The organism is Solitalea longa, from assembly GCF_002920915.1.
Lineage (GTDB): Bacteria > Bacteroidota > Bacteroidia > Sphingobacteriales > Sphingobacteriaceae > Solitalea > Solitalea longa.
Genome location: NZ_PQVF01000003.1, coordinates 126,527 through 148,089 on the forward strand (window position 1 = coordinate 126,527; position 21,563 = coordinate 148,089).

At 38.6% G+C, this 21,563-nt stretch carries 19 protein-coding genes; 12 read left to right on the forward strand and 7 right to left on the reverse strand.

From position 1 onward, the window contains the following. Positions 1 to 418 precede the first annotated feature (418 nt). Positions 419 to 2,836: an arylsulfatase gene (locus C3K47_RS04920; RefSeq protein WP_103788005.1), complete on the forward strand. Its 2,418-nt coding sequence runs from the start codon at positions 419 to 421 to the stop codon at positions 2,834 to 2,836. Positions 2,837 to 2,938: 102 nt separating this feature from the next. Here the strand turns inward: C3K47_RS04920 and C3K47_RS04925 are convergent, their stop codons facing one another. Continuing rightward, positions 2,939 to 3,223 carry a hypothetical protein gene (locus tag C3K47_RS04925; protein ID WP_103788006.1) on the reverse strand — a complete coding sequence of 95 codons (285 nt, stop codon included), beginning with the start codon at positions 3,221 to 3,223 and terminating at the stop codon, positions 2,939 to 2,941. 10 nt (positions 3,224 to 3,233) lie between these two features. Next, a complete protein-coding gene (locus C3K47_RS04930; protein WP_103788007.1) occupies positions 3,234 to 3,695 on the reverse strand; it encodes an RNA polymerase sigma factor in 462 nt (153 codons plus the stop codon). A gap of 498 nt (positions 3,696 to 4,193) precedes the next feature. On the opposite strand from C3K47_RS04930, the gene C3K47_RS04935 reads away from it, so the two are divergent. The 8 genes from C3K47_RS04935 (at position 4,194) to C3K47_RS04970 (ending at position 11,993) form a co-directional block, all read left to right on the forward strand. Beyond that, positions 4,194 to 5,519: a uracil-xanthine permease family protein gene (locus C3K47_RS04935; protein ID WP_103788008.1), complete on the forward strand. Its 1,326-nt coding sequence runs from the start codon at positions 4,194 to 4,196 to the stop codon at positions 5,517 to 5,519. 207 nt (positions 5,520 to 5,726) lie between these two features. Further along, complete coding sequence (locus C3K47_RS04940) at positions 5,727 to 6,380, forward strand: NAD(P)H-binding protein (protein WP_103788009.1); 654 nt, start codon at positions 5,727 to 5,729, stop codon at positions 6,378 to 6,380. Positions 6,381 to 6,507: 127 nt separating this feature from the next. Continuing rightward, entirely contained in the window at positions 6,508 to 7,509 is a 1,002-nt protein-coding gene (locus C3K47_RS04945; protein ID WP_103788010.1) for an AAA family ATPase, read from the forward strand. A gap of 417 nt (positions 7,510 to 7,926) precedes the next feature. Continuing rightward, complete coding sequence (locus tag C3K47_RS04950) at positions 7,927 to 8,568, forward strand: hypothetical protein (RefSeq protein WP_103788011.1); 642 nt, start codon at positions 7,927 to 7,929, stop codon at positions 8,566 to 8,568. Between the two features lie 395 nt (positions 8,569 to 8,963). Next, positions 8,964 to 10,274, forward strand: coding sequence for an OmpA family protein (locus tag C3K47_RS04955; protein ID WP_103788012.1), 1,311 nt, complete (start codon positions 8,964 to 8,966; stop codon positions 10,272 to 10,274). A gap of 339 nt (positions 10,275 to 10,613) precedes the next feature. Continuing rightward, a complete protein-coding gene (locus C3K47_RS04960) occupies positions 10,614 to 10,934 on the forward strand; it encodes an ArsR/SmtB family transcription factor (protein ID WP_103788013.1) in 321 nt (106 codons plus the stop codon). Continuing rightward, on the forward strand, positions 10,931 to 11,434 hold the full coding sequence (locus tag C3K47_RS04965) for an SRPBCC family protein (RefSeq protein WP_103788014.1): 504 nt from the start codon (positions 10,931 to 10,933) through the stop codon (positions 11,432 to 11,434). Before C3K47_RS04960 ends, C3K47_RS04965 begins: the two co-directional genes overlap by 4 nt. 244 nt (positions 11,435 to 11,678) lie before the next feature. Beyond that, complete coding sequence (locus C3K47_RS04970) at positions 11,679 to 11,993, forward strand: ferritin family protein (RefSeq protein WP_103788015.1); 315 nt, start codon at positions 11,679 to 11,681, stop codon at positions 11,991 to 11,993. 217 nt (positions 11,994 to 12,210) lie between these two features. On the opposite strand, the gene C3K47_RS04975 is transcribed toward C3K47_RS04970, so the two are convergent. The 5 genes from C3K47_RS04975 to C3K47_RS04995 form a co-directional block, all read right to left on the reverse strand. Beyond that, complete coding sequence (locus tag C3K47_RS04975; protein ID WP_103788016.1) at positions 12,211 to 13,671, reverse strand: TlpA family protein disulfide reductase; 1,461 nt, start codon at positions 13,669 to 13,671, stop codon at positions 12,211 to 12,213. A 349-nt stretch (positions 13,672 to 14,020) separates the two neighbouring features. Beyond that, the gene (locus tag C3K47_RS04980; protein WP_103788017.1) at positions 14,021 to 15,355 is read right to left on the reverse strand and encodes a TolC family protein; all 1,335 of its coding nucleotides are present in this window, start codon (positions 15,353 to 15,355) and stop codon (positions 14,021 to 14,023) included. Positions 15,356 to 15,373: 18 nt separating this feature from the next. Next, positions 15,374 to 16,999 carry a DHA2 family efflux MFS transporter permease subunit gene (locus C3K47_RS04985; protein ID WP_103788018.1) on the reverse strand — a complete coding sequence of 542 codons (1,626 nt, stop codon included), beginning with the start codon at positions 16,997 to 16,999 and terminating at the stop codon, positions 15,374 to 15,376. Between the two features lie 2 nt (positions 17,000 to 17,001). After that, positions 17,002 to 18,087, reverse strand: coding sequence for an HlyD family secretion protein (locus C3K47_RS04990; RefSeq protein WP_103788019.1), 1,086 nt, complete (start codon positions 18,085 to 18,087; stop codon positions 17,002 to 17,004). A gap of 92 nt (positions 18,088 to 18,179) precedes the next feature. Next, entirely contained in the window at positions 18,180 to 18,647 is a 468-nt protein-coding gene (locus C3K47_RS04995; RefSeq protein WP_103788020.1) for a GbsR/MarR family transcriptional regulator, read from the reverse strand. A 184-nt stretch (positions 18,648 to 18,831) separates the two neighbouring features. Here C3K47_RS04995 and C3K47_RS05000 point away from each other — a divergent pair, with 184 nt between their 5' ends. The 3 genes from C3K47_RS05000 to C3K47_RS05010 all read left to right on the forward strand — a co-directional run bounded on the left by C3K47_RS05000 (position 18,832) and on the right by C3K47_RS05010 (position 21,337). After that, positions 18,832 to 19,125, forward strand: coding sequence for an ORF6N domain-containing protein (locus C3K47_RS05000; RefSeq protein WP_103788021.1), 294 nt, complete (start codon positions 18,832 to 18,834; stop codon positions 19,123 to 19,125). Positions 19,126 to 19,500: 375 nt separating this feature from the next. After that, complete coding sequence (locus C3K47_RS05005; protein ID WP_103788022.1) at positions 19,501 to 20,085, forward strand: RNA polymerase sigma factor; 585 nt, start codon at positions 19,501 to 19,503, stop codon at positions 20,083 to 20,085. Positions 20,086 to 20,185: 100 nt separating this feature from the next. After that, the gene (locus C3K47_RS05010; protein WP_103788023.1) at positions 20,186 to 21,337 is read left to right on the forward strand and encodes a FecR family protein; all 1,152 of its coding nucleotides are present in this window, start codon (positions 20,186 to 20,188) and stop codon (positions 21,335 to 21,337) included. Positions 21,338 to 21,563 lie beyond the last annotated feature (226 nt).

A 21,563-nucleotide genomic window follows, 5' to 3' on the forward strand; every position in this document is an offset into this window, starting at 1 on the left:
AACAAGCTGCTTTTTCTTTCCAAAAAGTAAAAACCAAATGTCTTCTAACAATGGTTAATTAAAGTTCATTACAGTCATTTCTCGAAGCTAAAAGCAAAGAATGGGAACTATTGATTAATGGGGTTAAGCAAATTAAGTTATACTACGAACCGGAGTCAAAAAAACTTGCCTTCAAAAGATGGTTTGGGTAGAATGGCTAATTATCCCTGTAGAATAAAAACAACTCTATCGATGATTAATTTGGAATTGTAAGCATATGGAAATCAATAAATTCTTGTTTTTTTATAAATTTAAGTATAGCCTCAATACTACAGCTAAAGACTTTGATGGGAGTACACAGGTATCTGCCGATTCTTTAAAAGCTGAAGATTCATGAATAAGAATAACCTCTTTAAAACCCGTACTAATAGATAAATATATGAAGCTCTCTCTAACTGCAACAATCAAGAAAAATATTGCGCTCTTTATCTTATGCCTGTTTTGGGGCATACCTCAAAAGGTATCTGCTCAGGTAGATCCTTCACAAAAGAATTGGCCCGACAGAACAATTTTACCTATTGAACCTTATCAAAAAGTAGGTAAGGTCGCACCTACAATTAAGAGTTCAGACCCCATTGACTGGCCAAAAGAAATCAGTGCACCTGAGGGTGCTCCAAACGTATTATTAATCATGATTGATGACGTTGGATTTGGGGCAACTTCTACTTTTGGCGGTCCAATCCCCACTCCAAATTTTGATGCACTGGCAGCAAATGGATTAAAGTATAACCGCTTTCATACCACGGCCGTTTGTTCTCCTTCAAGAGCAGCGCTTATCACGGGTAGAAACCATCATACTGCAGCCACCGGGATCATTATGGAATTCTCAACACCTTTTCCAGGATACAATAGTTTAGTACCGCGTAGCGTGGCGACTATCGGTAAAATCTTAACCGACAATGGTTACGGTACTTCTTGGTTTGGTAAAAATCATAATGTCCCCGACTGGCAGTCAACACCAGCAGGGCCTTTTAACTTATGGCCTACCGGTTTAGGTTTCGAATATTTTTATGGCTTCCTTGGGGCTGACGCACATCAGTTCAGACCTGCTTTATTTGAAGGAACAAAGCCTGTTGACCCCTATTTTAAAGATGGTAAAGTAGATCCGGATTATATTTTAGATAAGGATTTGGCTGATCATGCTATACATTGGATACAAACGCAAAAAAACGTTTCGCCTAATAAACCTTTTTTCGCTTATTATACACCAGGAACGGCACATGCTCCACATCAGGCACCTAAAGAGTGGATTGCAAAATTTAAAGGAAAATTTGACCAGGGGTTCGACAAAAAACGGATAGCAACCTACGAGAATCAAAAGAAATTAGGAATTATTCCTGCGGATGCAAAATTAGCACCAACACCTGCCGATTATCAAAAATGGGATAAACTCAGCCCTGGTATGAAAAAGGTAGCGGCAAGAGAAATGGAAGTTTATGCAGGAATGCTGGCTTATTGTGATTATCAAATTGGAAGAATTATCCAGTCAATTAAAGACTTAGGACAGTATGACAATACACTGGTCATTTTTATAATGGGTGATAACGGTTCCAGTGCGGAAGATCCAACTGGTCAGGGATTGACAAGTGAAATAGGTATTATGGTAAATGGAGAAGTGGATACGGAAGAGTTTATGCTGAAAAACTTAGACGAATTTGGCGGACCCTGGATGGCTGAACATTATTCACATAGCTGGGCACATGCTATGAATACGCCTTACCAATGGGACAAAAAAATTGCTTCGCATTTAGGTGGCAGTCGCACCGGAATGGTTATTTCATGGCCAGCAAGAATTAAACAAGTGGGTCAGATTCGTAGTCAATTTACACACATTACTGATATTGTTCCAACCATTCTTGAAGCGGCAAGTATCCCGCAACCCACAAAAGTAGACGGTTTTGATCAAACACCTATGGCAGGAAAAAGCCTTGTATATTCTTTTGACAATGCAAATGCTCCTGAAACACATAAAACTCAGTATTTTGAAGTGATCGCCAACAGGGCTTTCTACAAAGACGGCTGGATGGCAAGTACAACACCTAGAAATTTACCTTGGCAAGGTCATCCTGTACCATCAGAAGACCCTGTAAAGGACTATAAATGGGAGTTATATGACCTTACAAAAGATTTTACACAATCAAATGATATTGCGGCAAAAAATCCTGAAAAGCTGAAAGAAATGCAGGCAGCTTTTATGGAAGAAGCTGAAAAATATAAAGTATTCCCTTTTGATGATCGTTATATTGATAGGGTAAACCCGGAAAATCGCCCTAATCTAAATAAAGGCAGAACCCAATTTGTATTCCATGAAGGTACTTCACGTATTACTGAAGGAATGGCTCCAAATATGAAAAATACCTCTTTCAGTATTACGGCCGAAGTGGATGTTAAAGCTGGACAAGAAGGTATGATTATTACACAAGGAGGATATTTTGCAGGGTTAGCATTGATGTTGCAAAAAGGGAAACCAACTTTCTCATATGCATTTTCTCATTATCCGAATCACAAATGGACCATCCAGTCTCCAACTGCATTAACTGCCGGCAAACATACTATTGTTTTAAATTTTGATTATTCAGGTGGGGGAGTTGGAAAACCAGCAAAAGCTACAATATTGGTTGATGGTCAGAAAGTGGCGGAAGGAAATATAGAAAAAACAGTTCCTAGTCGTTTCTCAGCGGACGAAACTTTAGATGTAGGAGAAGATTTTGGTACGCCAGTAAGCAGAGACTATGAAGTGCCTTTTACATTCCAGGGCGAAATAATCAAAGTAACTGTCGATTTAAAAAGTAACTAAAAACATTAATAACAACGCCCTTTAAAAGTAAAGGGCGTTGTTTATTATACGATTGGATTTGCTTTTGACTTGGGTGATTGAATGAAAACTTCCTCGAGCCACTTAGTTTGCAAAGCTTTTGTTTGGTGAGAAAAAGATCTCACTCTTAGGTAAGTTTATAGTGAAATTGTACTTACTAATCAATTTAATGCCTATTGATGCATCAAAGCCAGGGTTCCAGTTATCGCTTTGAGGTCCGCTGCTTCCCATTAATGAAACTTCTAAATCCTTTACAGGTTGCATGTTTCCAAATGAGAATTCAGAAACGTTACCTGTAAATACAGGAGTTCGCACTCCACCAGAACCGATATTGAATCCTTTCTTTTCTGATTTAAAATTCTCTAACAACTTGTTTTTGCTAACGAATATTACGACTCAACTCAAAAATCTCGCGCATTTTGGCAGGCAAACGTGCAACTTCCTTTTCAATAACAGCCGCAAACTCACGCTCCCTTAAATGATTATCGGTAATGTACTCGCCATCTTCAATAAACTGTTGAAGGTACTCCTTATAGTTGGTGCGTAACTTTCTATGATCTAAAAGGTCAAAAAATTTGTATCTAACCGAAGTGTATAAGTAGGAAGAAAGCGAAGTTGAAATAGTCAATTCAGAGCCTTTGTACCAGAGATTAGTAAAAACTTCCTGAACAATGTCTTGTGCATCGTCCTCATCAGAAAGAATTTTACGGGCATATACATACAGTATCCCCCAATAGCGTTTGTAAATTTGCTCGTATGCCCTGCGGTCGCCATCCTTAAAAATTTGTAGTAGTTCGCTGTCTGGAATGCTAACTAGTCCTACCTCTTCCAATACCTTCATTTTTGCGGGTGCAAGTATAAGAAATTGTTAGACAATAGGATAGGAGATTTTAGCCATCGCAATAAATTTGAATTTTTCGCAATGAAATGATTGATCTTACTTTAATAATATTTTGCCATTGTGATTTAATGTTAGTTTTGGTTAATGTAGAAGGAAAAATTGTGGCAAAGAACTTACGAGGTGAAGCCTTGCATCAGAAAATAGAAGAGCTAATGGCAAATTAAATGCTATGATTAACATATTTTGATTTTGAATAGTAAACTAAAAGCCATCACCAATGGGATGGCATTTAGTATATACTTGATTCGTATTAATCCTTGCTGCATGTTTTTGTTTTTGTGGGCTCCGATGTAATTTATTGTTCTTTAAATTGGATTAACTTCTTGATATTAGATAAGTTAGGGTAAATAAGAACTTTCTATTTTTGCCTGTTACAATTTAACTCCATCAATCATTAGGAATGGTGTTAAATTTTAAAAAGGTTTTAATTCAATCCGAATGAAAAATATTTTTGATAGCCAAACGAATTCCCAGGAGGAAGTTGTAATACCAGAAACCACAACAAAACCGGTACTTGATGTACACGAAAGGCCTAACCCAGGGATGTGGCTTACCTTTAGTATTCAGCATGTATTCGCAATGTTCGGTGCAACCATTCTGGTGCCGATGCTCATTGGTTTAAATCCAAGCGTTGCATTGCTAACCAGCGGACTGGGTACACTGGCCTACCTGGCGATTACCAAAGGGAAAATTCCCATTTACTTAGGGTCTTCATTTGCATTCATTACGCCTTTTATCGCTTTGGCCGAAAAGGGGGTAGGCGCTCAAATGCTGGGGTGTTTAGTGATTGGCATTGCCTACGTTGTAATGGCACTTATTGTTCGGGGCGTTGGGATAGAAAAGATCGTTAAATTACTTCCACCGGTAGTTACTGGTCCTATTGTTATTGTAATAGGGTTGAGCTTGGCACCTACAGCCGTTAATATGGCAACGCTGAATACCGGGCATTTCGATTGGGGATATACCTTAGTAGCGATCTTTACTTTAGCGATAACAATCTTTTTTACGAATTACGTAAAAGGTTTCTTCGGATTAATTCCGGTGTTAATGGGAATTATTTTTGGTTACCTGGCTGCGGCTTCTGCAGGGCTGGTTGATTTTTCTGCAGTTAGGGCAGCCAATTGGTTTGCGGTTCCCAATATTGTAGTGCCTTTCAAAGATTATGTTCCCGAGTTTTCATGGGCAGCTGTAACGGCAGTTATTTTTGTAGTTATTGCCCCGATTTCTGAGCATGTTGGAAATGTAACCTTATTGGGAAAAATTACTGGAAAGAATTTTATAAAGGATCCCGGGCTCGATAAATCCTTATTAGGCGATGCTACAGCAATTGGGATCTCATCAATGCTTGGCGGCGTACCCAATACCACTTATGGTGAGAATATAGGGGTAATGGCCTTAACGAGGGTGTATAGCGTCTTTGTAATTGCAGGAGCTGCTATACTGGCAATTGCCTTCAGTTTTTGCGGTAAGATCTCCGCGGTCATCATGTCGATTCCGAATGCGGTAATGGGCGGAGTTTCGCTGTTATTATTCGGCGTAATCGCATCAGGTGGTTTGCGTATGCTGATCGATAATAAAGTAAATCTTTCTGTAAACCGAAACCTGGTTATTGTAGCAACGATACTTACGATTGGTATAGGTGGTTTCGGAATCCCGATCGGGATCTATGGGTCCATTCATGGGGTTGGACTTGCCGCTATAGCAGGAGTGATCCTTCAGCAAATATTACCAAAGAAAGAAGCAGGTTTTGGAGAGGTGAGTTGATTTAAAATAGATTATGCCTTTTTCATTTGAATTCATCTTTCCAAAACAGGGTAAATCATGCAAAATTTGCACAACATTTGCCAAATCTTTTTAATTGCAATATTTCGCATGCGTTGCAAACGCGCTAGTGAAGGGATAATTAATACTTACACACAATATTCATATAAAACAGGCCGAAATTCAATTTAAACACCATCAACCCTAAACATGAAAGCATTAATTTTAGGAGCTACCGGAGCTACTGGCAATGACTTGTTAAATAAGCTATTAACGGATGATGCTTTTGATCAGGTGGATATTTTTGTTAGACGTAGCTCTTCCATTCATCATGCTAAGCTAAGGGTTCATGTTATCGATTTTGATCAACCTGAACAATGGAAAGATCTTGTGAAAGGCGATGTTTTGTTTTCATGTTTGGGAACTACCCTTAAAACGGCCGGCAGTAAAGAAGCTCAATGGAAAATCGACTACGATTACCAATACAATTTTGCCAAAGTCGCTCGCGAAAACAATGTAACTAGCTACGTATTGGTATCAGCAGCATATGCCTCCCCTGATTCTCGTATTTTTTACTCAAGAATGAAAGGTCAGCTGGAAGAGGCTATAAAGGAATTATCCTTTCCACAATTGATCATTTTCAACCCTCCACTATTAGAACGTAAAAACAGTGATCGACCTGCTGAAGTTATTGGCCTGAAGGTTATAAAGTTTCTCAACAAAATGGGACTTTTTCTAGCCCAAAAGCCACTCTCAACCGAAATATTAGCACAAGCCATGATAAATGTTTCCAAGTCAAAAGAAAAAGGCGTTTTCTCTTTTAAAGAAAAGGAGATATGGCAATGTGCTAATGCAAATTGGTAATCTGAAACCTTATTGTTTTGGCCTATAAATTTTATTTTCGGCAACAACTTCCTAATCTTTGAGCAGTATTTCGCACGCGTTGCAAACGCGCGAGCAGGAGTGTATACTTGGAACAAACAAATGAAACATGGTTAAGGCTTTTGTTTTTGGTAAATTTTTGCCCTTTCATACCGGTCATGAAGCGCTTATTCGGTTTGCACTCAGCAAGTGCGACTTTTTAACGGTCTTGGTCTGTTGTAGTGATAAAGAAACCATTGATGGTAACCTACGAAAAAACTGGATTGAAGAAAGTTTTTTTGATCAACAGAATCTGGAAATCAGGATCGTTAACTACAACGAAAACGAATTGCCCAATACTTCCGCTTCATCGAGGGAGGTTTCCAAAATTTGGTCCGATCACTTTAAAAATATTCTTCCTGACTATAGTTTACTCATCACTTCTGAACCATATGGCGATTATGTCGCCGAATTTATGGGTATCCAACACATATGTTTTGATAGGGAAAGAAAAGCCGTACCTGTTTCGGCAACGGCAATACGTAATAATATAGTGGCTAATTGGAGTTTCCTTTCAAAAGGGGCAAAGCCCTTTTTTTGTGTTAAGGTGGTTTTGTTAGGAACTGACTCTACAGGGAAATCAACACTGGCTGAAAAACTTGCCCAGCATTATGCTTGTTCAGTTGTTGCTGAAGCAGGCAGAGAATTGATACCAGATTCCAAAGCTTTAGTATATGAAGATTTGGTTTGGGTTGCAAATGAACATGCAAAAAGGATCACCGATGCGGTAGCAGGAGATAATGCACTCGTTATTATTGACACCGATATTCATATTACCAAATCGTATTCCCGGTTTATATTTAATAAGGAGCTTAAGGTTGATGAGGATATAATTCAGGCGAACCAGGCCTATCTCTACTTATACCTTAATAATGATGTAGCTTATTTTCAGGATGGAACCAGGTTGGTTGTGGAAGAGCGCCGTCAATTAGACCTAAGCCACCGGCAAGTTTTGGATGCAATCAATATCCACTATGTTGAAATAAAAGGAAACTGGACTGAACGATTTGAAAAGGCATGTGAGTGCATAGATGAACTTTTGGGGAGAGAAAGTAAACGAATTAGGCTTTAAGAGTTTAGGGAACTAGCTCGCACTCGTTTAAGTTATAAATTTTATTTTCGGTAACATCTTCCTAATTACTAAGCAGTATTTCGCACGGATTGTAAACGCGCGATCAACGGGGAGCTTCACCCGAAGTTTTTTAATAACATCGTTATTCTCATACAATCAATTTTTATCATTTATAAAACTTCAGCTCCTTTGTGTCTCTGCGTTAAAATATAACCCCCAAGGCGCAACGCTTAAACCAAAAGCTAATGGCTATTTGTCAATATCTTACACCCAACTCCAACTTCTCAGCACCCCTCATCAGTAGTTCTACGTAATTGAATAAGTCCGAAGTCGTACGGATAAATTGTCTTGCCCTTCGAAATACCTTTGCTTCATCTTAAAACTTATTAATTAATCTCAGAACTAATAACAACTTTTATGAAACTTAAATCTTTATTTATTCTCCTGATATCTGGAGTATTGTTAGCAACAGCTAGTGGTTGCAGCAAAGATGATGATAATGATAATCCTCAGCCTCAGCAGCCGGATGGTAATTCAAATGGCCTTGCATTTCTAAAAGTAGGTAATGAATGGATCTACGATTACACTGCCGTTGATGCTACGGGCATTGTTAAATACAAGATCCTTTCAAAAGAAAATAACGGATACTTTAAGGTGAACTGGTTTATGGGAGGTGATTTTGAAGTTTTTTGGCATGAAGCAGATGGGGCATTTTCATTCATGTCGGAAGGGCAGGGAGGATTAAACCTTATTCTTTACAAAAAGGATTGCAAGGTTGGGGACTCTTGGACTATAAAGGCAGTTGATGATAATCAAACAGAGGTTACAGCCACTAATAAGGTTACCTCTGTTGGTGAATCAGTGACTACTACTGCAGGAACGTTTAATAACTGTGTGAAAGTACATTACACCACTTCTGAAGATACTAAATTGCATATGAATTTTTATGTACATCCACAGTTTGGAATTGTAAAAATGGACGGAGTTGGCATAATGGAAATCGATCATATCCCAACGTATTTCCCATTTCAGTATGTGTTAAAGTCAAAAAACTTTTAATGCTTGAATGAGAGTTCCTCTAATGGCCTCATTTGCTAAACCGAAAATTTTAGCTTTTGTTTAGGTTTAAATCGAAAGTTGCAGTTATTTGTAAACCGATAAACAAAGCATCAGTAATTTACTGATGCTTTGTTCTTTGCAATCAGCTTCACAATATCTCTTTTATAAGCGGTCATTGTTCTTCTTATTTTCAGCTTAATTATCTCTACTAAAATTTTATTTGAATAACTGAAAACAAACGGAAACGGCTTATAAACCTTTCATTTCAATAGTTTTTCCGAGAATCATATTCAATTAAGTACTAATACGTAATTAGTCAACTACTGCTTACTACTGATGTATCCCGATTTTATTACCTGTTATTTTGAAATGAACAACTACAAAAAAATCAGGGTATGAAAAAGATTATAATTTTATCAGCATGTGTTTTAAGCATGTTGTTAATTCCGAATGTTGGCTTTGCTCAAAGTGAGCTTCTTGATCGATTTAAGCAAAAAGCTAAAAACCGTGTCGATCAAAAGGTAGATCAAGGAATGGATAAAGGTTTGGATAAAGTGGAAGAAGAGGCCAAGGCTGGAACGCAAAAACAAAGTGAAAACAAAAGTGAAACGATCCAGGCTAGTAACACTACAGAAAACACTTCCACAGCAAACAGAGACGTTAAAAGTTTCTCGCGTTATGATTTTATCCCGGGCGATCAGATTGTTTATGCTGAAGATTTCGCCCAGGATGTTATTGGTGAATTTCCATTGAAATGGGCCACAAATAACAGGGGCGAGGCGGTTACTCTGGAAGGCAAAGCCGGCAGATGGCTACGGATGTACCATACCAGTCATTATGTTTCGCCGGTTATTAAAAACCAGGCTGAGAACTACACCGTTGAATTTGATATGTTATTAACATTCCCTAACGATGGCTCTGTTTATCCCGAAATGATAATTAAGCTTTTTAATTCGTCAAAGGAAGATAAAGACGGAAGAAGATATCTGCAGGACTTTTCGAGCCCGGCTGATGTGGCGGTTGTTATTGATCCGGGAGAGGAAGGAAGCTCGGTTATAAAGTTGGAAAGTCATAAAAACGGTATGACTGACTTTATGAATGAACCAAAACGCTTACAAAAGCTGGGAAGTTATTTTGGTCGCCCATTTCACGTTGCTATTTGGGTGCAAAAGCAGCGTTTCCGCCTATGGATAGAAGGAGAAAAGGTATATGATATCCCTCAAGCGGTTCCGCCTGGTGAAATATTTAACCGGCTAGACTTTGAAATAACTTCAGGTATTCAGGAGGATCATCAGATGGGGCATTATTTGTCGAATATAAAATTTGCTGTAGGAGCTCCTGATATGCGAACCAAGTTGATCACGGAAGGTAAGTTTGTTACCACTGGCATTTTGTTCGATGTGAATTCAGATAAAATAAAGGCCGAATCATATGGAGTGTTAAAAGAAATGGCTACAGTTTTAAAGGAAAACCCGGCGGTAAAGGTAAAAGTCATTGGCCATACCGACAGCGATGGTGAAGAGGCTAAAAACCTTGATCTTTCGAAACGCCGTGCAGCATCAGTAAAAAAGACCTTAAGTACTGAGTTTGGAATTGAGGCCGGGCGAATGGAAACCGATGGAAAAGGAGAGTTGCTTCCGGTTGATAATAATACTACTTCCGAGGGGAAATCGCAAAATAGGAGAGTTGAATTTGTAAAGCTCTAATGCTTTAATTGTTTGAATAATTCAACATACATAGCGATAAAACAGTTTATGCTTATAACACATAATTGAAAATCCAAAACAATCAAGCTCGAACCTATGCTCGAGCTTGATTGTTTTAAGGGTTAAATGGTGTTTTGGGTTAACTCTTTAATCTCTAAGCAATATTTCGCACACTTTACAAACACGATGAGCATGGACTTGTGTCCAAGCCACTCATTAAATAGTATATTTTACATCCCTTATCTTCTGCTTATTCTTTTAAAAAAAAGAAAAAACTATTGCGAAACCAAGTGGTTGCATGTATATTTGAAACTGAATGGTTTCATAATTATTTAAAAGATGAGAAGAGATATATTTCAGGCAATAGCTGACCCTACCCGAAGAACCATTATCGCCCTGATTGCTTTACAGGCAATGACCCCTAACGCTTTGGCCGAACATTTTGACACCACACGCCAGGCTATTTCAAAGCATCTTAAAATCTTAACCGAATGCCAGCTTATTAGTCAGCAGCAAGCTGGAAGAGAGATTTATTATCGTCTTGAGGTCTCGAAAATGAAAGAGATTGATAGCTGGCTGGAGCAGTTCAGGAAAATTTGGGAAGATCGATTCAATGAACTCGACAATATATTATCAACTACTAAATCTGATGAAAAATGAAAACCGTATTAACATTTGATTTTTCTGTAGACAAGGAAAACAAAACCATTAACGTAAAGAGAGAATTTGCAGCTCCATTGTCTAGAGTATGGGCAGCCTGGACTCAAAGTGAATTGTTAGATAAATGGTGGGCACCAAAACCTTACCGGGCAAAAACCAAAACAATGGATTTTAAAGAAGGTGGATATTGGCTTTATGCAATGGTCAGTCCCGATAATGAAGAATTCTGGTGTCGTGCTGATTTTCATAAAATTGTTCCACTAAAAAGCTATGCCGGATTAGATGCATTTTGTGATGCGGCAGGAACTATCAACCAGGACTTTCCACAGTCATTTTGGAGTAACTCATTCAATGATTACAATGATAATACTTTAGTAAACATTGAAATAAAATATGAGCAATTAGAAGACTTGGAAAAGATCATTGAGATGGGCTTCAAAGAAGGATTTACTGCCGGTTTAGAAAACCTTGACGAGTTACTGGCCTCTGGTGACAACTAAGATTCCCCTGCTCGCCTGCTTCAGCAACACCTGAGAAATACTAACTTGTGTTTGTATCACAAAATGTAAACTCAAACAATAAAGTTCGAAACTATGATCGAGCTTTATTGTTTTAGGGTCTTAATGGTTTTTTCGGTAGCAATTACCTAATCTCTAAGCAGTGTTTCGCACGCGTTGCAAACGCGTGCGAACAGTGTAGTTAAGTCTTTGGTTTTTTGTAAATTATCTTAAACTAAAAAAAGTTATGGGATTTGATCAATATCATGAACCACCGCAAGAACTTTCTGAAGCAACCAGAACGTTTGCCCGAATGATAACCTCATTAACTGAAGAAGCTGAGGCTATTGGCTGGTACGAACAAAGAATATCGGTTGAAAAAAATAAAGAAGCCAAGGCCATCATGCAAAATGCACAACAAGAAGAAATGAAACATTTTGGGATGGATCTTGAATTTCTTCTTCGTAAGAAACCCGAATGGCGAACTATTTTAAAGGCAGTTCTTTTTACCAAGGGAGATATTGTTGAAGCCGCTACCAAAGGTGAAGAGAAAGTAGATTAACTCCTGTTCCTTTAGCTTGCTCAAGCTCGCGCGCGTTTGCAACGCGTGCGAAACATAGGCTAGTGTTTGTAACACAAATAGAAACTAATAATAAAGCTCGAACCTAGGCTCGAGCTTTATTGTTTTAGGGTCTTAATGGTTTTTTCGGTAGCAATTACCTAATTTTTAAGCAGTATTTCGCACGTGTTTCAAACGCACGCGAGCAGGGTGTTCATGCTTAATTTGCCAAAATTTCATCCAAAGCTTTTTCCAATTTTATTTTTTCAAATGGATGTGGAGCATTATTGTTCACTATTTTCCCTTCCTTATCTACCAAGATATAATGTGGTACAGCATTAATTCCATAAGTTTTAGAAACCGGGTGGTTCTCCCCGCCTTCAGCTAACAAGTTTACACCATGTAAATTAAGCTTGTTGATGTTCGACTTCCAGGTAGTTTCATCAGCATCTATACAAATATTCAGGAATACAATGTTTTTGTCTTTGTTCTTTTCATGCAAAGCAGGAACGTGAGTTTTTATATCCGATACGCATGGTGCACAGCCCACTCCCCAGAAATCGATGTAAACCGCCTTTCCTTTAAAGTCTGAAAGAGATACCATTTGACCTTTATCATTTCTAAGTGTAAAATTAGGGGCAACACTTCCCGGTTTAAGCATACTAACCTTCGCATAGAAAGCATTCAGAGTATCAACATACTCTTTGGTTTGGGCTCGAGGTAAAAAATCTTTGTAAACAGCTTCTGCTTCGTCAAACGCGTAATGATTAAAGCCAAATATTATACATTTAGTTAAGTACCAATCGCGTATTTCATAAAGAGAAATATTTGCTAGACCGCGGTAGTAGTCATCCCAACAAGGTGTGAAGGGTACGCTTTTTTGAGCGTACTGTGAGTCTACCCCAGTTGTTGTGTTGGAGAATGGATTGGAAAAACGAATACAATTAAATAAGTACTCTCTGTATTCATAAGAGTCTTTAAAATACCATGATGAAAATAGCTTGTATGGTTCCTGTTGCTTATCAAAAACCATAACCCCAAAATTGTCTTGAATTGTGCTTTTCAGGCAATATCTTGGTAAAAGCCTTAGTCTCTGTAATAAAGTAGTGTATCTAAAATAAATATCACAGGCTATTTTATTAGTGGCTTCTATGATTCCGTCTTTTACCAAAAAGTTAATTTCTCGATTATAAAATGTATTAATTTTTGAAAATTTTACTGAGTCGGAAGATTTGGTTTCATATAATTCTCTATTCAGCTTAAAGAAATCCACTCTGAATTCCTTATGCAAACCCATTAATAATTGAATTTCCCTGTTGCGTATTGAGTTTGCACTTTTAATTTCAAAACTGTTCTTAAAATCCTTAGCATCCCAATTAATGTCTAAAGTATCATTAGGTCTTAAATATTGAATATAAGCCTCGTTATTTAAGTAGAGGTAAACATCATTATACTCGTCTGTAAGTTTAATTTTTGTCTCAAAGTTGCCTTTCTTGTCAATTGAGATAGCCTGAATAATATTGTCAAAAAAACCGGTTAAGCAAATATTCCATTCCCGCTCTTTGTTGTTTTTTACTTTTCCTTTAAGCACTGCAAATTTTTGCGGCAGCTTGGTTTCACTTGTTTGTGCAAAAAGGTTTATGGAGATAAATAGTCCCAGAATTAATAAGTAGAATTTCATTCATATTAGGTTTAGGTTTCAAAAGTAAATTTTTATAACTAAAAATTATTAGCCCTAAGTGGCTAAAGCAAACGGAGCTCGAGTACCTCTGCACCAGTTGTCGAAAGTCTTAGCGTAGCGAGGACTTTCGACTGTAAATGAAACCGAGGGTCTGTGACCCGATAAGGTGTGATAAAAGTAACAGCAAAACCCCAGCTCGCCCAGCTTGCGCGCGTTTTCAACGCATGCGAAACATAGGCTAGTGTTTGTATCACAAAATAGCATCAAAAACAATAAAGCTCGAACCAAGGCTCGAGCTTTATTGTTAACGTATACGTTGTGTTTTCGGTACTAAAACCTGATCTCTTAATTAAAAATTACCTATCGCTTTCTGATAATTAACACTGGCAACTAAATAATCATAAACGGCTTGCAGGTAGCTTTGTTCCGATTGCCTTAATGATCTTTCAGTTTCCAAAAGATCGCCATATGGGCGAGAGCCTAAGCCATATTGCGCTTTCTGATAGCCATAGATTTTCTGTGAAAGCTCATAATTGCTTTTGGTTACCTGCATGTTTTGTTGTGCATTGGCAACTTCAGTACTCGATTTCAAAATCTCATAACTCACATCAGCTGTTTTTTGCTTTAGATCCAATTCGTTTTGAGTGAGTTTTATTTTTTTCTCCTGAATAGTATTGTGGTTTTTAAAGTTGGAAGTTATTGGAACTTTAAACGTTATGCCGACAAAGCTATAGGGAGTCCACCATTCGCCTAAACTATAATCAAAATTGGAATATTGAAAGTGTTCCGTGAAGTTGGCAACAAATGAAACCGTAGGAATAGCCGCTTGCTTTGTTTTATCCAATTCAAGCTTAAGACCTTCTTGTTGTAACATCAGTTGTTTTATTTCGGTACGCTTACTAACGTCTGCATTGGCCAACGCTTTTTCATTGAGTTTACCCAAGCTGGAAGAATCTAACGGTTCTGATAATGTAAGCTCCGTATTTTCAGGAACGTTTATTTGATATTTCAATTTGGATAAAGCCAAGCCATAATTTTGTTTTGCTTTTTGAGTTTCAACTTTGGCGTTCTCATAGTCCAGCTTAGCCTTCATATTGTCCGTTTCAATTAAAGAGCCGGCTTTAAATTTTCCTTCCGCCAAATCAGCATATTCCTTAAAACGCGTTTCCTCATTGGTGGCTACCTTATGTTGCAGCCCTTTTAGGGTAACGTTAAAATAAGCGAGCGTAATTTGTTCTTTGATGATGTCTTCATCCGCTCTGATTTTTTCCTGGGAAATGGCCGCATTGTTTTTCGCAATTTTTACATCGGTCCCAATTCCAGGTTTAAAAATAGGCTGGTTTAGTTCCAAACTAAAAGACGTGTGATTATCAGGCGAGAATGGGAACAATGCCGGTTCGCCGCTAGGAGAAAAGCCTGGCGGTATATAAGCTTGCTGAATTTGCGTGTTATAGATCACGCTTCCGGAAGATGAAACTTCCGGGATCCATTCTTTTTTTGATTTGGAAACTTCGCTTTGACTAAGTTCTACATTGTATTTCTTGGATTGAATATCATATCGGTTTTTCAGTCCTAAGTCTACTGCCTGTTGCAGGTTTAATGTAATCGGAGTTTGACCTCCCTGTTGTGCAAATCCTGAAACTGAACTCAGGATTAATATAATTGATAAAATTCTTTTCATCATAAATCTATTTGAGGTTTATTAATGGTCACTAACAGATTGCAACTTTTCTTTTTTATTATACCTGATCAGCAAGATGATAGGTATACAAAACAGAACGGCAACGCCCAACACTCCGAAGCCTTGATTGTAGCTTACCAACATTTGCTGTTTGGTTACAATGCCGTTTACCATGCTATATGCTGCTTGTGAAGCTCCATCAGTACTGTAACCAGCTTGTGAGAACATTTGTGTAAATGCGCCAAGACGTTCGTTGGTGGCATCATTATAAGTCGAAATATGAGAAATCAGGTTTCCGTGTATGTCGGCATTAGACCTATCGAGGTAAATATTAATGATGGCTATTCCTACGGCACCGCCCATTTGCCTAAGCATGTTCGACAAACCTGCTGCTTGTGCCAGTTCTTTGCCATGCAAGCCGGCAACTGCCAATCCGAGAATTGGCATCATCATAAATGCAGCTCCAACTCCCCTTAAAATAAATGGCCAGAAAAAATTGCTTTCGTTAGAATCTGGTCCTGAAAAGGAGAGTAAAATGAGAAACAGTGAGGTCATGAAAAGGCCTCCGAGCATAATGTGTTTGGGGTTTGCTCCTCTATTTATAAAACGGCTTACCACCATCATACCAACAGAGGTAGCTAAGGCACCCGGAATCATGAAGGCTCCCTGCTTGGTTGCCGTCCATCCTAAAGCTACTTGCGTGAACAATGGGAAGATAAACACCGAACCGTTGATCACCATTCCGATGACAAAGTTCATCATATTACCCACCGCCAGGTTAAAGCTTTTGTAGAGGCGCAGGTTTACTGCAGGGTAGCTGATGGATAGTTCACGGATGACAAACGCGACTATTCCGGCTAAAGCAGTAATTGAGAAAAATACAATTTCATGGCTGGTGAACCAGTCTTCTGCCTGACCTTCTTCCAACACATATTGAAGAGAGCCAATGCCAATGACCAGAAATACAATTCCCCACCAATCAATTTTCTTTAATTTTTCTACTCCCGGAATATCAGTGACAAATCTCCATGAAAGCATCGCTGCGATCACGCCGATAGGGATATTCACAAAGAAGATCCAATGCCACGAAAAGTTATCGGTAATAAAACCACCCATTACCGGACCGAATGTTGGTCCAAGGATAACGCCCACACCAAAAATTGCCGTACCGGTTGCCAGTTCTTTTGGAGGAAAAGCGCCCATAATGATGGATTGAGCAGTGGATAACAAACCGCCACCGCCAATTCCCTGAACGAATCGCCAGAACACAAGCACCCACAAACTGTTGGACAGACCGCACATTAATGATGCTGCAGTGAAAATGATAACAGAGCCGGTAAAATAGATTTTCCGACCGAACAGGTTCGATAGCATACTTGATAAAGGAATGATAATCACATTCGCAATACCGTAGGACGTAACCACCCAGGCGATCTCCGTTTGCGTAGCACCAATATTACCACTGATCTCACGCAACGCTACGTTCACAATCGTAGTGTCTATAAGTTCAAGTATGGCGCAGGAAATTGCAGTGATTACAAGTACCCATTTTTCAATACCAACCGGATAAACAATGCGGTTTGCCTTTGCTGCAGCTGTATTACCGCTGGCATTAGCCGCATCATTTTCAGATAATTTGTCTTCCATGTTTAGTCTACTTTAACTTTAACAAAAGCACTTAAGCCTGGGAAGATCTCGAACTTCTTATCTGCAGGAAAATTATCAATAGTAATGCGTACCGGCACACGCTGGGTGATTTTAATAAAATTGCCGGTAGCATTATCCGGAGGCAATAAGGAGAATTTTGCCCCTGTTGCGCCGCCAAATGATTCTACCTTGCCGGTGAGTTTTAAATCAGCATATGAATCCAATTTGATCTCCACCTTGCTGCCGATTTTCATTTGTTTTATTTGAGTTTCTTTGAAATTAGCACTGATCCAGTGATTTTCAACATCAACCACAACGCACAATGACTGACCAACTGTTACATATTGCCCAAGGTTAAAAGCGCGCTTTGTTACAATACCGTCGCAGGGAGCAATTACATAGGCATAAGACAATTGTTTCTGCGCCACTTTTAGTTCTGCCTCTCGCTGGCTGATTTGCGCATTTGATAAACCGATCTGGCCCGTATTGGCTTCTGCTTGCGACTTGGCACCTTGCGAGGTAGCTAATGAAGACTGTTCCTGGTCAATAGCTTTTTTGTATTCCGATTGAGCTATCTGCAAGTTGGCTTGTGCATTCTCAACCTGCTCTTGTGTAGCACCCTTAACCGCTAACAGTTTGTTTACGCGTTCAAGGTCTAGCTGTGCTTTATTTAGTTTTGCTTTAGCAGCCGCAGTAGCCTGACGGTTCGATTCGGCAGTTTTTTGCGAGGCGGTGGCATTTTTACTTCCGGCAAAAGCAGTATTCTTTGATACCGACAAGCTAGCTTTTGCATTTTGCAGCACCGCTTGGGCCTGAAGAACTTTTGCACTAAGTTCGTCCGTATCAAATACAAGGAGCGTATCGCCTTTTTTTACCTTTTGATTATCGGCAAAGCGAAGTTCTTTGACAAACCCTGTTACACCTGCACGTATTGAATATAGATTTCCATCCAGCTGTGCATTGTCAGTAGATTCATAATTTGAACCGGTAAAGATCATAACCCCTGCAATCACTAGAGATAGCCCTACAATAATTCCGATCACCACTAATTTATTCGTTGATTTTTTGGGTGTTGACTCTTGTTCCATTGATGTATAATTTGATATATGTGTTTGGTTAATTAGGGATATTGATTTCTTTTTGTTATGTTCTATGGTTCAAGAACAAGTAGGGAAAAATATTACTGATCCTTTTTCCATTTTTTGAAGACCTCAGAAAGCTCCTGGAATAAAAAGTCTGTAAATTCAATCATACTTTTTAGATCGGCATTGTATTTTGGATTTGCTTCTGACCTTATGGAAAGAATTTCCCGATACATGATCGAAGCATTGGAAATACGCTTCAATAATCCTTCGTTCAAATTCTGGTATTTAAGCATATCGACGAAAAAATAGCGTTTCCGATCGCCAGGCTTAGTGTGAAAATCAATACGCTCCATTAATAAGAGCGAATTTATAGCAGTGCTCACCGCACTTTTACTAAGGTGCAAAGCCGAGCAGATCTCTTCAAAAGTCAATTCAGCTTCATCTACAACCATTAACAGGCTTAGAATCCTTGCGGCGGCAGGAGACAGACCCGTTTTTTGGTACATCACGCCTACTTTCTCAATAACCGCTTTTTGTTCATCAGTTAGGTTGTCTGAATTCATGGCACAAATGTAGAGTTCTTTTAGTTCTGTAAAAAGAGAACCAACGATACTTTCCTTGGTTAAACTGTAAAATCTTAATGACTATTCAATTTCGTTATATTTTTTCCTTTATTGTAAAGCAGATTGGGGAAAAATGAGATATTGAGATGGAGGTTTGCGTTATTGAAAATATTTATGAGAAACTATGAATAATAAATCTACCAAAACTGTAGCCATACCTGATGAAGTAGTAATGAGCAAAATTTACCTGATTCGGGATCATAAAGTTATGCTGGATGAAGATTTGGCCGAGCTGTATGCTGTAGAAACCAGAAGGTTAAACGAACAGGTTAAACGTAATATCGACCGTTTTCCTGAAGATTTTATGTTTGAGTTAACTGAAGAAGAATTTACAGATTTGAAGTCGCAAAATGCGACTTCAAGTTGGGGTGCTAGAAGAAAGTTATCCAAAGCATTTACAGAACCTGCGTTGTCGTAAGTCTTAGCGTAGCGATGACTTACGACTGCATATGAAACCGAGGGTCTGGGACCCGATAAAGAGTGATAAAAGTAACAGCAAAACCATCTTTTGTAGACAAGGTGGTTATGTTGTTTTTAGATAGTACAGTAATTATCTTCTGCAGTATTTCGCACGCGTTGCAAACGCGCACGAGCTAGGAGGAGAAACCTGTTTTATTATTTATTCGGATTAAGTACACTTATAATATCTTTTGGTATGATTCATAAGCTTTGGTTCTTTAAATAAATTGCAATTTTTTAAAAAAATTTACGATTGGCCTTCGTTTCTTGATTAATACGTGGTTTAGAATATCAGTTATTTTTTTGTTAATTCGTTTCCTTCAATTTCAGCGAAATGACTCCATATAAAGATCGAACAGATAATGAGCTTATTGCCATGCTAAAGGGGCGCGATCAGGAGGCATTCACCGAAATCTATAATCGCTATTGGGCAGCCATGTATGCCCATGTTTACAAAATGCTGAGGAGCCAGGAGGAATCAAAAGACTTGCTTCAGGATCTGTTCAGTTCACTTTGGCTTAAAGCTGAAGATATAAATGCCGAAACCAAACTATCCGGATACCTGTACCTTGCGGCCCGAAACAGGGTGTTTAATCTCATTCAGCAGAATAAGGTTAAAAATGACTATGTAGCTTCGGTGATGAAATTTGTTTCCGAAACCGATATCTCTATTCTACAACGATTAGACGAAAAAGAATTGATCAAAGCTATTGATGCTGAGATCCAAAATTTACCTGCTAAAATGCGTGAGATTTTTGAATTAAGTCGGAAGGAGAATCTTTCACACAAAGAAATTGCTTCAAAACTCAATATCTCCGATCAAACCGTGCGTAAGCAAATTCAAAATGCGCTGCGCATTCTTCGTCCTAAAATTAACGGAATTCCAACTGCAACAGCTATACTTCTTTTTCTCCGATAGGCGCTAAATGCCTGCTTGTAAAAAAAATATTAATTTTTTTTAAACTCATCTACCCCATAGGCCGTACTCAACTGTTTTATACTTAAAACACAGAAAGAGTATGACTCGTCAGGAAGCACAACAACTTTTTGAGAAATATAACAAGGGACTAGCCTCCGCAGATGAACAGATACTGCTGGAACAATGGTACCATCATGAACAAGCCAACCAGCGTCTTACGGAAGAAGAAGCATCGTTTTTTCTGTTGAAAGATGAAATATGGGAAGCTACTTTGGCAAAGGCAGGCTTGGAACCTGGAAATATTGAACATGCTTCAGGCGCAAAAACTATCAGCCTTAAGAAATGGTTGGCAGCAGCTTGTATTGTTCTTCCTTTAATTATTGCAGGTGGATATTTTCTAACCAGAAAATCAATTACCACTAATATCGATTTGGCATCCAATAAAGAAAATACAATTGTTCCCGGCGGAAACAAGGCTATCCTAACCTTGGCCGATGGCTCGTCCATTGTTTTGAACGACCGCAAGAACGGAGTAATTGCCAACCAGCAAAATGCAGTAATCACAAAAGACAGCGAAGGTAAAATCAGCTATGCCACCACTGATGAAAAAAATGCAGTGGTGATGAATACGCTATCAACTCCCAAAGGAGGAACCTACCAGCTGCGCTTGCCTGACGGTACCCTGGTTTGGTTAAATGCAGCCACTAAATTAAGCTACCCATCTTCTTTTGCAGGTTCTGAACACCGTACAGTTGAACTTACTGGTGAGGCTTATTTTGAAGTGGCAAAAGATAAAACCCATCCCTTTATTGTAAAATCAGGAAGTCAGGAGGTTGAGGTACTGGGTACGCATTTTAATGTTAATAGCTATACTGATGAACGCGCTGTGAAAACCACGCTTCTTGAAGGTTCTGTGAAGGTAAGAGCCAATGGAAATGCACATCTGCTTAAGCCGGGACAGCAATCAATTTTAACTGCGACTAATGCAGAAATAATCACTGCTAATCTTAAAGAAACAATGGCCTGGAAAAACGGCTATTTCCGCTTTAATGAAGAACGTATAGATGAAATAATGCTGAAGGTTAGCAGGTGGTATGATGTTGAAGTGAATTACGAAGGGAAAATATCAGAGGAACGTTTTAGCGGGAATATTTCGAGATACAAAAATATGAATGAGGTATTGGATATGTTAAGTTATTCTAATGCCGTGAAATTTAAAGTTGAAGGAAGGAGGGTTACGGTAATGGAATAATACTACGAATGAGTATAACTTTTTGTGAGTAATAAGTTAACCGTACCACACCTGAGTCAATCTTTGAAACTGATGATATTAAAAAACCAGCCCGACGGCAATCGGACTGGTTATGTAAGGATGGTAATGGTTAATATAAGTATCAACTAACCATTTAATGCCGCGAATCTGGAAAATACAAGGCATATGGTATCAACCCTAACTGAACAAATGTACAAAATTTGCA